Annotated in this window: 10 protein-coding genes; 8 read left to right on the top strand and 2 right to left on the bottom strand. The window is 71.9% G+C overall.

The window, feature by feature from the left end; genetic code table 11:
• Positions 1 to 1,229, bottom strand: a 1,229-nt coding sequence (locus F6X68_RS23765) for a S8 family peptidase (RefSeq protein WP_151456360.1), incomplete at its 3' end; no start/stop codon positions are given.
• A gap of 185 nt (positions 1,230 to 1,414) precedes the next feature.
• On the opposite strand from F6X68_RS23765, the gene F6X68_RS23760 reads away from it, so the two are divergent.
• On the top strand, positions 1,415 to 2,854 hold the full coding sequence (locus F6X68_RS23760) for an aldehyde dehydrogenase family protein (RefSeq protein ID WP_151456359.1): 1,440 nt from the start codon (positions 1,415 to 1,417) through the stop codon (positions 2,852 to 2,854).
• A 10-nt stretch (positions 2,855 to 2,864) separates the two neighbouring features.
• Here the strand turns inward: F6X68_RS23760 and F6X68_RS23755 are convergent, their stop codons facing one another.
• The gene (locus F6X68_RS23755; protein WP_151456358.1) at positions 2,865 to 4,118 is read right to left on the bottom strand and encodes an SUKH-3 domain-containing protein; all 1,254 of its coding nucleotides are present in this window, start codon (positions 4,116 to 4,118) and stop codon (positions 2,865 to 2,867) included.
• A 74-nt stretch (positions 4,119 to 4,192) separates the two neighbouring features.
• Here F6X68_RS23755 and F6X68_RS23750 point away from each other — a divergent pair, with 74 nt between their 5' ends.
• The 7 genes from F6X68_RS23750 to F6X68_RS23720 form a co-directional block, all read left to right on the top strand.
• Positions 4,193 to 4,612, top strand: coding sequence for a YbaB/EbfC family nucleoid-associated protein (locus tag F6X68_RS23750; protein ID WP_327030536.1), 420 nt, complete (start codon positions 4,193 to 4,195; stop codon positions 4,610 to 4,612).
• Complete coding sequence (locus tag F6X68_RS23745) at positions 4,612 to 4,950, top strand: hypothetical protein (RefSeq protein WP_225852389.1); 339 nt, start codon at positions 4,612 to 4,614, stop codon at positions 4,948 to 4,950. The genes F6X68_RS23750 and F6X68_RS23745 overlap by 1 nt, the downstream gene beginning before the upstream one ends.
• A gap of 18 nt (positions 4,951 to 4,968) precedes the next feature.
• Entirely contained in the window at positions 4,969 to 9,363 is a 4,395-nt protein-coding gene (locus F6X68_RS23740; RefSeq protein WP_151456355.1) for a toxin glutamine deamidase domain-containing protein, read from the top strand.
• On the top strand, positions 9,356 to 9,808 hold the full coding sequence (locus F6X68_RS23735; protein ID WP_151456354.1) for a hypothetical protein: 453 nt from the start codon (positions 9,356 to 9,358) through the stop codon (positions 9,806 to 9,808). The genes F6X68_RS23740 and F6X68_RS23735 overlap by 8 nt, the downstream gene beginning before the upstream one ends.
• 223 nt (positions 9,809 to 10,031) lie before the next feature.
• Positions 10,032 to 10,532 carry a hypothetical protein gene (locus tag F6X68_RS23730; protein WP_151456353.1) on the top strand — a complete coding sequence of 167 codons (501 nt, stop codon included), beginning with the start codon at positions 10,032 to 10,034 and terminating at the stop codon, positions 10,530 to 10,532.
• 26 nt (positions 10,533 to 10,558) lie between these two features.
• Positions 10,559 to 11,269 (top strand): endonuclease V, encoded by a 711-nt coding sequence (locus F6X68_RS23725; protein ID WP_151456352.1) that lies wholly within the window; start codon positions 10,559 to 10,561, stop codon positions 11,267 to 11,269.
• Between the two features lie 269 nt (positions 11,270 to 11,538).
• On the top strand, positions 11,539 to 12,335 hold a 797-nt coding region (locus tag F6X68_RS23720; protein ID WP_370518979.1), incomplete at its 3' end, for a hypothetical protein.

Here is a 12,335-nt window from a genome sequence, read left to right as displayed (position 1 = left end):
AGCAGGTACGCGACAAGCTCGTCGCCGACGTACAGCAGCTTGTTGGGCGAGCCGGTGCCGGGGCTGGTCACCGCGTTGCTGGTGGCGTCGGCGACGAGCTTGTCGCGTACCTGCTGCGGGGTGAACGTCGGGTTGGCGGCGAGCACGAGCGCGGCGGCGCCGACCACGTGCGGGGTCGCCATCGAGGTGCCGCTGATGCTGTTCGTGGCCGTGTTGCTGGTGTGCCAGGCCGAGGTGATCGAGCTGCCGGGCGCGAAGATGTCCAGGCAGGTGCCGATGTTGGAGAACGACGAGCGGGCGTCGGTGTTGGTGGTCGAACCGACGGTGATGCCGGCGAGGAGGCTGGCCGGCGAGCTGTTGCAGGCGTTCGCGCCGTAGTCGTTGCCGGCCGCCAGGCCGTAGGTGACGCCGTCGGCGATGGAGCGGGCCACCGCGTCGTTGAGGGCCTGGCTGAAGCCGCCGCCGAGGCTCATGTTCGCCACCGCGAGCTGACCGGCGGCGTGGTCGCCGGTCACCCAGTCGACGCCCTGGATGACGCCGGCGTCGGTGCCGCTGCCCTCGCAGTCGAGCACCCGGACGCCGACCAGCGTGACGCCCTTGGCCACGCCGTAGGCGGTGCCGCCGACCGTGCCGGCCACGTGCGTGCCGTGCCCGTTGCAGTCGTCCGCGCTGCCGCCGTCGATGGAGTCGAAGCCGGTGACGGCACGACCGCCGAAGTCGCTGTGGCCGAACCGGATGCCGGTGTCGATGATGTACGCCTTCACGCCCGAGCCGGTGTTCGGGTAGGTGTAGGAGTTGTTCAGCGGCAGCGCGCGCTGGTCGAGCCGGTCCAGGCCCCAGGACGGGGTGGGGCTCTGCGTACCGCTGATCCGCATGGTGTGGTTCTGCTGGACGTAGCGCACCGAGGGGTCGGCGGCGAGCCGCTTGGCCTCCGCCTCGGACATCCGCGCCTCGAACCCGCGCAGCGCGTTCTGGTACGTCCGGTTGACCGCGCCCCGGTGCCGGCCGGCGAGGTCACGCGCCTTCTTCGTGACGTCGGTCCGGCCCACCGAGGTGTCCTTGAACACCACGATGTACGAGTCGTCGACGGCGGTGGCGCCGCCCGCCATGAGGATCTGTCCCTCGGCGGGGGCGGCCATCGCCGGGGCGCCGAACGCCACGGCGGTGGCGACGGCGGCGGTCAGCACACCGGCGCGCCAGCGGCGCGCGGCTGGATAGGGGAGTGTCATCCCTCGGGTGTTCCTCTCGCTACACGACGGCGGGTGCGCCATCGATCGCAATTGATCAAAGTGAGCAAGAGCGTAGGGCCTCCACGGCAAAATGTGGAGACGTGAGGGGGACTTGTATTAGGGGTGCGGACTGCGGTAATGGATCAGCCGGGCTCACTGCCACGTGGAGGTCTACGCTGCTGCGTGTGGACCCGGTCGCCTTTCATGTCGCCTCCCGCCCCGCACACGGCGAGGGCGAGCTGACCGTGCACCACCCGTACGACGGGCGCGTCGTCGGTCGTACCACCCTCGCCACCGCCGGCCAGGTCGAAGCGGCCGTCGCGGCAGCGGCCGGGGTGGCCGCGGAGGTCGCGGTCCTGCCCGCGCACGCCCGCGCGGCGGCCCTGGACCACGTGTCCCGGCGGCTCGCCGAGCGGGCCGAGGAGTTCGCGCGGCTGATCACCGCCGAGAACGGCAAGCCGCTGAAGTGGGCCCGTGCCGAGGTCGGCCGCGCCGTCTCGACCTTCCGCTGGGCCGCCGAGGAGGCCCGGCGCTTCTCGGGCGAGCTGCAACGCCTCGACACCGACCCCGCCGCCACCGGGCGGATCGCCCTGGTCCGGCGGGTGCCGAAGGGGCCGGTGCTCGGCATCGCGCCGTTCAACTTCCCGCTGAACCTCGTCGCGCACAAGGTTGCCCCGGCCATCGCGGTCGGCGCCCCGATCATCGTCAAGCCCGCCCCCGCCACCCCGCTGTCGGCGCTGCTGCTGGGCGAGCTGCTCGCCGAGACCGACCTGCCGGAGGGGACGTTCTCGGTCCTGCCGCTACCGAACGAGCGCGCCGCCGAGCTGGTCGCCGACCCCCGGCTGCCGGTGGTCTCGTTCACCGGCTCCGGGCCGGTCGGCGCGGCGATCCGCCGCTCGGTGCCCGAGAAGCACGTCACCCTGGAGCTGGGCGGCAACGCCGCCGCCGTGATCTGCGAGGACTGGAACACCGCCGAGGACCTGACCTTCGCCGCGCACCGCATCGCGACGTTCTCCAACTACCAGGCCGGCCAGTCGTGCATCGCCGTGCAGCGGGTCTACGTGCACGAATGGCTCTACGACGCGTTCCTGCCCCGCCTCGTCGCGGCGGTGCAGGAGCTGCGGGTCGGCGACCCGTCCGACCCCCTCACCGACGTCGGGCCGCTGATCTCCGCCGACGCCGCCCGCCGGGTCGAGGCGTGGGTGGACGAGGCCGTCACCGCCGGCGCCACCATCGAGCTGGGCGGCCGGCGCGACGGCGCAACCTACCCGCCGACCGTGCTCTCCGGCGTGCCGGCGGACGCCAGGGTCTGCGCCGAGGAGGTCTTCGGGCCCGTGCTGGTGGTCGCCCGCGTCGCGCACGACCAGGCCGCGTTCGCCGCCGTCAACGACTCGGCGTACGGGTTGCAGGCGGGGGTCTTCACTCACCGCCTCGACACGGCCTTCGCGGCGCACCGCGCCCTGGAGGTGGGCGGGGTGATCGTCGGCGACGTGCCGTCGTACCGGGCCGACCAGATGCCGTACGGCGGGGTGAAGGGCAGCGGCGTCGGGCGGGAGGGCGTGCGCAGCGCCATGGAGGACTACACGGAGCCCCGGGTCATGGTGCTGACCGGCCTGTCGCTGTAGCGCCGCCCGCTCACCAGGTGCCGTCGTCGCGTACGCGGGCTGGCGCCCGGCCGAGCAGCAGGGTGGTCAGCGCGGCGTCGATGTCGTCGCCGAGGAACCACTCGCCGGCCTGGTCCAGCGCGAAGACCCGCCCCCGCTCGTCGACGGCGAGGATGCTCTCCTGCCGCTCGGTGCCGATGGGGAAGAGCCGTACGCCGAGCACGGCCGCGAAGTCGGCCAGCGTGTCGGCGGTGTGCGCGACCTGTCGTGGACGGATGTCGAAGCGGGAGATCCAGACCTGCTCGCCGGGGCCGCGTCGCGCGCCCACCAGGCTCGGGAAGGCGGTGAGTGTCGACAAGACCGCGGGGAAGTCGGGATGCGCGGACGTCTCACCCCGGACGGCACCGACGTCCCTGATGGCGGACAGGGCGACGATCTCGTCCCCGAAGTGCGGCCGCCAGCCAGCCGCGACGAGTGCCTGCGCGACGTCCGGATCAAACCGGCCCGGGACCGGGTCGGGCTGCGGGTCCGGCTGCCACGGCATCGTGAAGGCCCGGTCGGACCAGGGCAGCACGTGGAAGTCCACAAGGGTGTCCACACAGGAGTCGCACGGGCGGTCGGCGAGGCCGCCGTTCGGATCGCCCGGCTCGCGTACCCGATGGACCTCGAACCGGGCGGTCTCCAGGATGTCCTGCGCGTCGGCCATGCCGAGCGGCGCGATGCCCTCGGCGGCGCGGTGGTGGTCGTAGTGGTGCAGAACGTCGGAGACGACGATCAGCTCGGCGTGCCGGTCGCCGCCGCGTACGAGGTGGCCGGCGGGTTGCTCGTCCAGGTAGGAGCGCAGGAGCGGGTGGTGGTTGAGGGTGACGTCGCCCTTGGCGCCCTGCGCGCGGAAGAGTCGTCCCCCGACCGTCAGGTGCGCCGCCGTGTTGGGGGTCGGCAGGCGGTGGATCTCGCGGAGCAGTTGGCTGGCGGGATCGACGGTGCGGGGCACGCCGGGGCCCTGCGGGCGGCTGCGGCGGTACATCTGCGCGACCGCGTCGGTCGGCACGCGCGGCCAGGTGGTCACCTCGCCGGTGAGCTTGTCGACGACGGTGGTGGGCAGGTCGCCGGGCATCGTGTTCGCCTCGCCGGGCATCGTGCTCGCCTCGACGGGCACGGTGGAGGTGATGACGTAGCCGAGGTCGAACTCGTCGATGTTGGGGTGGCAGTCGTGTCCCAGGCGTTGTGACTCGCGGCGGGCCCACACGGCGGCGAGTTGCTCGGCCTGCTGGCGATCGATCACGGCTTGAAAGTACCGGACCCCACGGATTCGTGGCGCCCGGTATGGTTCGCCCTACCGACGGTAACCGGGGGAGGGTGGCGTTGGCCGAGAGTGTGGACCGGGACGCCAATCGCGCGCTGCGGGCGCGGTTCGACGAGGTGTACGGGGACTACCAGCGACTGAGGTCCGGTCTGGACGAGCTGCAGGGCCGGCTCGCCGAACTACGGGTGACCGAGCGCTCCGAGGACGGTCAGGTGACTGCCACCGCCGGTGCCCGTGGCGAGCTGATCTCGGTCGAGCTGCACCCCTCCGTCTTCCACGACCGGGACGCGAAGGCGTTGAGCCGGAAGATCACCGCGACCGTCCACCTGGCCGGCGCTGCGGCGGTCGCCGCCACCCAGGAACTCGTGGCTGGCTACCTGCCCGCCGGCTCCGGGGCGACGGACTTCCTGCGTACGGGTGACTTCGGTTCGTTGCTGGGCCGGGCCGACGCCGTGCTGCGCCGGGGCGAGTGATGGACGGTCAGCTCTGGCTCGACCCGCAGCGCGCCCGACGCGGGGGCGTCGACCTCTCGCTCTCCGGCGAGGCCATCACGGCACGCCGCCGCCAGATGGGCGGCGCCATCGCGGCGGCGAGCGACCGGTCGCCGTGGGGCAAGGACGACATCGGGGCCGCGTTCGAGCAGAAGTACCGCGGCTTCGAGGAGCTGGTCCTGCGCGCGTGGGACGGCGTGGGCCGGCACCTGGAGGGCCTCGGCGCCGATGTGGTCCGGTCGGTGGACGCCAACCTGCGGACGGATGCGGCGAGTGCAGGGCGGCTCGGCCGCGTCGGCGACCGGCACCAGCAGCGCTGATCCGCTGAGGAGACCCGGATGAGTGTGTTGCCGAGCCCCATCCCGCACCCGCTGGACTACTCGCCCTGGCAGTTGCCCGGCTGGGTCTACGAGGCCCTCGACTGGGTGATCGGTGTCGAGTGGCCGGAGGGCAACGAGCGGGCAGTCTGGGAGTTGGCGGACCAGTGGTACGGGGTGGCCGCGGCGCTGGTCGGGCCGCGTGCCGACGCCGTTGCCGCCGCTGGTGAGGTGCGAGGCGGGTACGGCGGCGTCGGGGCGGTCGCGGCGGCCTTCGACGCCGCCTGGCGTCGGGTGGCGGAGGGCGACGAGGCACCGCTGCCGGTGCTGCTGGCTGTCAGCACGGAGCTGGGTCGGCTGGTGGAGGAGTGCGGCTGCGACATCGAGGGCGCGAAGCTCGAGGTGTGGATCGAGCTGGGCATCCTGGTCGTCGAGTTGCTGTCGTTGGCCGTGGCGACGGTGCTCACCGCCGGTGCGGCCTCGCCCGCGGCGGGGGCGGCGATCGCGGCCACCAGGCTGATCGTGCAGCAGATCTTCAAGCGGTTGATGGCGCAGTTGGCGCGTAAGTCGCTCAAGCAGGGGCTCAAGGAGGCCGGCGAGCGGGCGGCGAAGGAGGTCACCAAGGGCGGCGTGCGGGGGTTCAGCCGCCGAGCTGCGCTGAGCGGCGTGTCGGAGGCGGCCGAGGAGGGCGGCATCAACCTCGCCACGCAGGCGTACCAGAACTCGACGGGCCGCCGGCACGGGCTGGACGTGACGGAGTTGGGCACCACGGCGCTCGGCGGTATGGCCGGCGGGGCGGTGGCGCCGCTGGCGGGTCTGGGGCGGCACGCCACCGGCCGGGGTGCCCGGGTCGGGGAGCACTTCGGCCGCGAGATGGCCGGCGAGGTGATGGCCGATCAGGCCGCGAGCCTCGCCACGGGCCAGGGGCTGACCTCCGTGGAGGACGCGGCCCGCGCGGCCGCGTCCGGTGTCCGTGGTTCCGCCACCGCGCAGGCCGACGCGGCGCTGCAGGCACGGCTCAGCGGCCAGATGAGCGCCCTGGCCGGGATGTCGCTGACGTCGACGGGAACCGGTGGGCCCTCGACGCCTCCCGAAGTGCCGGCAGCGGACGGGCCATCCGTCGCCACGCCCAGCGCGGGGGTGGGGCAGCCCGTTGCCGTGCCCGGCGCGGGAGCGGGTCCTCCGGCCCAGGGAGCGGGGGCATCGGTCAGCGCGCCAGATGAGGGCCAGCGAGGTGTGACCGCTGCGGAGACGGCACCGTCGGCCCGGCCGTCGACGGAGGCCCGGACGGAGCCGACCGGTCCCGCGACGACCACCGCCGCCGCCCAAGCGGGTGACACGACCGCGCCTGTGACCGCTGCCGGAACCGAACGGGTCGGCGCGACCGTCGCGGCCACGTTGCCCGCGCTGCCAGAGTCCGCACCCAGCCCGACTCTCTCCTCTGTCGCGACAGCAGCGCCCGTCCACGGCGCCGCCGGGGGCGTCCCGGTCGGCGTGGAGGGCCAGACGACCATTTCCGGAAACGCCGCGAGCAGCGCCGGCTCCGTCAACGTCGCGAGTGCTGGCCCGTCGAATGGGCCGACAGCGGCGCCGGTGAGCGGGCCCAGCACCGGCCTGGGCACCGCGACGGTCGGGCCGCCCCCCGCCTCGTTCCCTGAGCCGAGAACGGTTGCCTCCGTCCCCGGTGCGGGCCAGGTTCCGTCGGTCGCCAGTCCCGAGCCCGCCGTCGCACGAGGAGCCACCGGAACGGTGCCGGCACAGCCGCAGCCGGCACCACCGACGATGCTGCCTCCGCCCGATGCGCCGGCAGCCGAGCCGAATCCGCACGTCCGCAGCGACACGCCGGCAGCGGCCGGTCAGCATGATTCGGCCGGCCCCCGGGTCAGGAGCCCCGAGTGGTACGCGGCCAAGTGGGCCCTCGACCGGGACGCGTTCGAGAGACGTCGCTACCGCGGCTACTACGAGTCGCAGCGGGCGTGGTTCGAGGACAAGCGCCGTTATGACGAAGCTGTGCGACTCAGGGCCCGCGCGGACGAGCACCACCAGAGGGCGCGGGACTTCGCCGCCCACGCCTTCCATCTGCACCAGACGGGCCAGGCGCGCCAGGCTGACGGGTGGGAGCGGGCAGCGAACGACGAGATGCGGGCGTACGGGGAGTACCTGGACTACGCGGAAGCCGTACTGGCCGGCGGCGTCGTGCCGTCCGTCGTCGGCGTCGTCGATCCTGCGGACTTCCGCCGAATCAACGACGACGTCGGTGACCTGGCATACGGTGCCGTGGAGACCGTCGACCGTTCGGCGCTGACGGGTGACGACCATCCGCCGCCGATCGACCGGTCCCGGAACTACGGCCGGCCCGGCGGTCTGCGTCCGCCGCTGGCCCTGCACCAGAGCGACATCGAACGGCAGGTGCCCCGAGAACCCGACGGGAGCGTGCGGCGCAACGCCGACCCGCGAGTGGGTGGCTGGTTCGGGTTGGTCAACGACGGCGGACCGCAGGCCGACCCGACGCGCGGCATCAACTGCATCGACTGCACCCTGTCGATGTTCGACACCTGGATGCACGGTCGCCCCCGGGTGGCCGCCCCCCGCACCTTCGACGCCTACCTGGCCGGCGACATCACGTGCCCCATCAACGGCGAACGCGACGGCATCGGGCGGGTGGAGGACATCACCGGAGGCCGCTTCCAGCGCCTCTGCCAGCCGACCGAGGACATCCAGGGCGTTGAGCGGCAGCGGGCCATCGACACGGGATACCGCAACCTGCACGACCAGCTCCGCCTCGGCGGCCACGGCAGCTTCGCCTTCGTCATCAACAACTGGGAACAGGGCGGTTCCCACATCTGGGTCGCCCTCAACCAGAACGGCACCATCCTCTACCTCGACCCGCAGACCGGCGCCGTGTCGACGACACCCCTGTACCGGCACCACGGCGTCGCGCATCCGCACAACGCCGTCGACACCGAGGTCCTGGTGATCGGCTCGGACGGCAGACCGATGCCGCTGGGCGGGCTACGGCGGGGGCGGTTCAGCCAGCGACCGGACCTGCCGCAGTACCCACCCGTCGACACCGACCAGGGCTACGGCGAACCGTTCCTCAACCGCATGCACCTGCTGGACGGGCCGGGCTCGGCTCCGTCCGACGGGTCGATGCCACCAGGGCACCCACGACGGTCCGACGAGGCGGGACCGGCTCCCGAACGCAGCGACACATCGCCCGAGGACCTGCGGGCGGCGCGGGAACGCGCGCAGGCGGAACGGGCGGGGAACCCGGTTGCCGTCGGCGCGATCCTGGCCGCAGAGCCCGACCTGGAACGGGTCTTCGCCGCCGGCGTGACCCCGGCCGAGGTGGCAGCCGGCGTAGACCCCCCGACACTCCGGCGACTCGTACCGCAACTTGACGACGCGGGCGCCGAAGACGTGGCACGGCTGTTCGCGGATCCACGCGTGCAGCGGATGCTGGACGAGAGCTGGAAGGAACCACCCCGCGGTGAGCCAATGCTCGCCGAAACCCTGGTTCGTCAACTTGCCCAGAGGCCCGACCTGGCGCGGATGATGCTCGCAACGCCGGAGCTGGCGAACTCCCTAACAGCACGTCCCGTGACGCTGCATCACCTCGCTAGCCAGCAACAGGCGATCGATGTCCTCGCCTCTGTGCTTCAGGAAATCGCTGAGCGCGGGGCAGAGGCGGTCGCAACCATTGAGGTGCCTATTCCGGATCCTACGCCTCTGAGCGGCGAACAGAGGCTTACCTCGGCCCACTTCATGAGGAGTGGTGAGAGGGCTACACAGCCTGGCTTTGATTTCGGTCGGAGCGAGGATGTGGCCTACCGAAAACAATACATTGATCAATTGTATGTGGAGGCGGCTCGGGCTCAAGTTGAAGTCCTTGCATTGGCTGAGCGGCTCGCTTCTCAGGCCCATTTCCCGGCGACTTCGGCCGGGCGGCCGGGCCCAAAGGATAGGCGGCGGGTGGAGGATAAGGTTGATAAGTATGAGGGAGACGCATCTCTGTTGACTGACCTTGCTGCTGCGAAGGTCACCTTCGGTCGAATCTCAGAGCTGTACGATGCGCTCGCTTCGATTCGAGTCGACAATGCACTGGACGTCGTTGAGTTCGACGACCGCTTCATCAGTCCTCAGATGAGCGGCTACCGGGATGTGCAGTTGATGATCCGCGCCTCAAATGGGCATGTTGCCGAATTTCGTCTCCACCTGCGGGCTCTCGATGAGGTAGCTGAGTGGGAACATGCTCTGTATGAGGTGCGACGCGACCTGAAGGCCGTTGCAAAAGAGCAGGGCCGTAACATGTCTCACATGGAGCAAGCGATCTTCAATGGCGTCCTCTTGCAGGAGCAAATCCATTTCTGGAATGCCCTACAGACTACTTTGGATGATGGACTGAGTGATGTCTGAATTGCCAGGCTTGGTGTTGCCGGCGTATTTTAGCTACTTCAAATCTCCAGTGAAAATGGTCCGGACTCCCGACGGGGGGATCGCCGCTTGGAGGCTGTCCAGGAAGACTGGCGGGTGGAGACGTGCCGACGATCTGATTGGGGAGATTCTGGGTGCCGTCGGCGGGGAGATCAGCTCGCTGACCGTGGACTCCTTCATCCAGTGGACAGAGCATGATCGTGGTCGCTATCTGCGGGGCGAGGGGCCGGTCTTCGCGTTGTACGAGACAGTCAGGGCGATCGTAGAGAGTGCCCAGGCCGAAGGGCGACGTCTGACGACGACGGAACTGGCGTTGGTTCGGGGGGTCAGGCGAAAGACGTTCGCCATGTTCGAGGAGCAACTTCAGCAAGCGGGTGACCCCGCGGCTGATCCTTCCCTGGGGACTGAGGGAAGCAACCCTTCCTGAGTTTGCAGCCGCGCCGGGCGAACCTATGGCGGCTCCGGTTGGGCGCGGTGGCATGGCTGCGGAGAAGTCAGCCAATCCAGGCCCCATCGAGGCGTTCCCCTCGGCGACACCCACACCCGGCGATTCGGCTGGTCGAACAAGTCCCTGCACCCCGACGACGGCCCTCCGCTCCGACGGCAACTTTTCCCGGAGGAGCAGTAGGCGCCTGCCGTCCTGGAGGGTCGTGGAATCGGGGCGGCTTGCCGGGCCGGAATACCATGGCGAAATGGCTGAAACAGACAATGGGCGGAAGTCGTCCGGCCCTGGCGGGTGGCGTTCCAACACCTGGGCCTGGCCGGTCGGCCTCCTGCTCGGTCTGGTCATCGGCCTGGCCGCACTGGACGGGGCCGCCGGTATGGGCGTCGGCATCGCGATGGGGGTGGCCTTCGCCGTCGCCCTGGGAGCCGGCAGCACCCAGGACGACGACAGCGAAGACGACGACAGCGAAGACGACGACAGCGAAGACGACGACAGCGAAGACGACGACAGCGAAGACGAGGACAGCGCCGACAGCGAGGACGACGACAGAAAGGAGGCCGTCAGCGGTCCCGGCAGCGAGGACGGCGACGGGCGGAACGCTCACAGGCAGGGCGCCGAGCGGCAGCGAGTCAGCCCGGAGGGTTCCGGGACGCCGGGTACCGACGGGCAGGGCGCCGACAGGTCGCGTACCGACGGGCCGTCGTGACGTCGGGCGAACCCGGAGCCGCGCGGGTGGAGACGACCGGGGCGTCGGATCCCCGGATCGACAGGCCGGGCAGTGTGGCGGAGGCGCTTGCCGTACAGGAGCGGTTGCGGCCACTGGTGGACCTGGCCGGGCCCGGTCCGGCCGAGCCCGCGACGGTGGCCGGGCTGGACGTGGCGTACGCCGAGAGTGGTGACCGGCTGGCGGCGGCCGTGACCGTGCTGGACGCCCGGACCCTCGCGGTGGTCGACTCGGCGGTGAGCGTGGGCCGGCCCGCGTTCGGGTACGTCCCGGGGCTCTTCGCCTTCCGCGAGCTGCCCGCGCTGCTCGACGCGCTCGACCGGCTGACCGTGCTTCCCGAGCTGCTGGTCTGTGACGGGCACGGGTTGGCCCACCCGCGCCGGTTCGGGCTCGCCTGCCACCTGGGCGTGGTGACCGGCCTGCCCGCCATCGGGGTGGGCAAGACGCCCCTGCTGGGGGAGTGGACGCCGCCGGCCGGGCGCCGTGGCGCGTGGACGCCGTTGCGCGACGGGGGCGAGACCGTGGGTCGGGTGCTGCGTACGCGGGACGGCGTGAAGCCGGTCTTCGTCAGCGTCGGCCACCGGATGAGCCTCGACGACGCGACCGCGCGGGTGCTGGCGTTGACGCCGCGCTACCGGCTGCCGGAGACCACCCGTACCGCCGACCGGCTCTGCCGCGACGCCCTGGCCGCCGCCGAGACGACCGTCCGTACCACCTGAGGCCCGACCGCCCGCGCCGTCTGAAGCGACCACCCGCGCCACCTGAGGCCGCCGCCGGAGCGACCGCCCGCGAGCCGCCTCGGGCCGCCGCCGGGTTCGGTAGGCCCGGACCGACGGACGCGTGACCGTTCCGCCGCCGGCCAGGGTGCGCGGACCGGGTCGCGGGGTAATACGGCGCACATCCGGAGCGCTCAATGATCGGGCCCCGACGGGGCCCGGTAGTAGCCTGACCGGCGGACCCCCGTCGGGGGAGGAACGGCGAGGTGATCATGGCGGTACGTCGGCACGCGGCGCGGCTTGCGACGGTCTGCGCGTTGCTGGGCGGCCTGGTGGCGCTCGGCGCGACGCCGGCGCTCGCCGCAGGCGACTCGGTCCGGGTGCGTTCGGCCGGCAGCTTCACCGCCGGCGGTTCCGCCGGGAGCGTCTCGATCGAGGTGCGCAAGCGCAGCGACGGCTGCGTGCTGCTGCGTACCGCACTGGGGTTGCGCCTGGCCGGCCTGCGCGCCGACCAGGTCAGCGCGCAGGTCAACGTGGGCGGACGCTGGTTCCCGGTGCCGCTCTCCGGTGCTCGTGGCAGCGCGGCCACGTCGGCCACCTCGCCCCTGAAGCCGAGGCTCTGCAAGGGCAAGAGCATCACGGTGCGCTACCGGGTGGCGTTCGCCGCGGAGGTGCCGGGCGGCCGGCTGGCCGTCAGCGGCGCGGCCAGCGACGCGCTCGGGCGGGCCCTGGGCCGGGGCGCGGTGGCGTCCCGGGTGGTCGGCGCCCGGGCCACGCCCTCGCCGACGCCGAAGCCGTCGAAGAAGCCGTCGCCCACCCCGAGCGCGGTCGCCACCGAGGTGCGGGCCGGCGCGGCGGACCCGAGCCTGGCCGCCGGTCAGGGCGCGGGCGCCGTCAGCAACGCTGCCGAGGAGGAGTCCTCCGGCGGCTCGGTGGTCATGTTCTTCGGCATCGCCATGGTCGCCGTCGGGATCCTGCTCATCGTCCTGCTGTTCCGCCGCTCGCGGGCGGACAAGGAGCCGGCCGACCCGGGCCACGTCCCGCTGCCCCGCAACCCCGGTGGCACCAC

The sequence above is a fragment of the Micromonospora sp. AMSO12t genome (genome assembly GCF_008806585.1).
GTDB lineage: Bacteria > Actinomycetota > Actinomycetes > Mycobacteriales > Micromonosporaceae > Micromonospora > Micromonospora reichwaldensis.
The sequence above is the reverse complement of the archived record's forward strand: the minus strand, read 5'-3'. Positions and strand labels throughout refer to the sequence as shown.

Excerpts from the sequence above, each read along its gene's own strand:
- F6X68_RS23740 (WP_151456355.1), top strand. The coding sequence starts at position 4,969 with ATGAGTGTGTTGCCGAGCCCCATCCCGCACCCGCTGGACTACTCGCCC.
- F6X68_RS23745 (WP_225852389.1), top strand. The coding sequence starts at position 4,612 with ATGGACGGTCAGCTCTGGCTCGACCCGCAGCGCGCCCGACGCGGGGGC.
- F6X68_RS23735 (WP_151456354.1), top strand. The coding sequence starts at position 9,356 with ATGTCTGAATTGCCAGGCTTGGTGTTGCCGGCGTATTTTAGCTACTTC.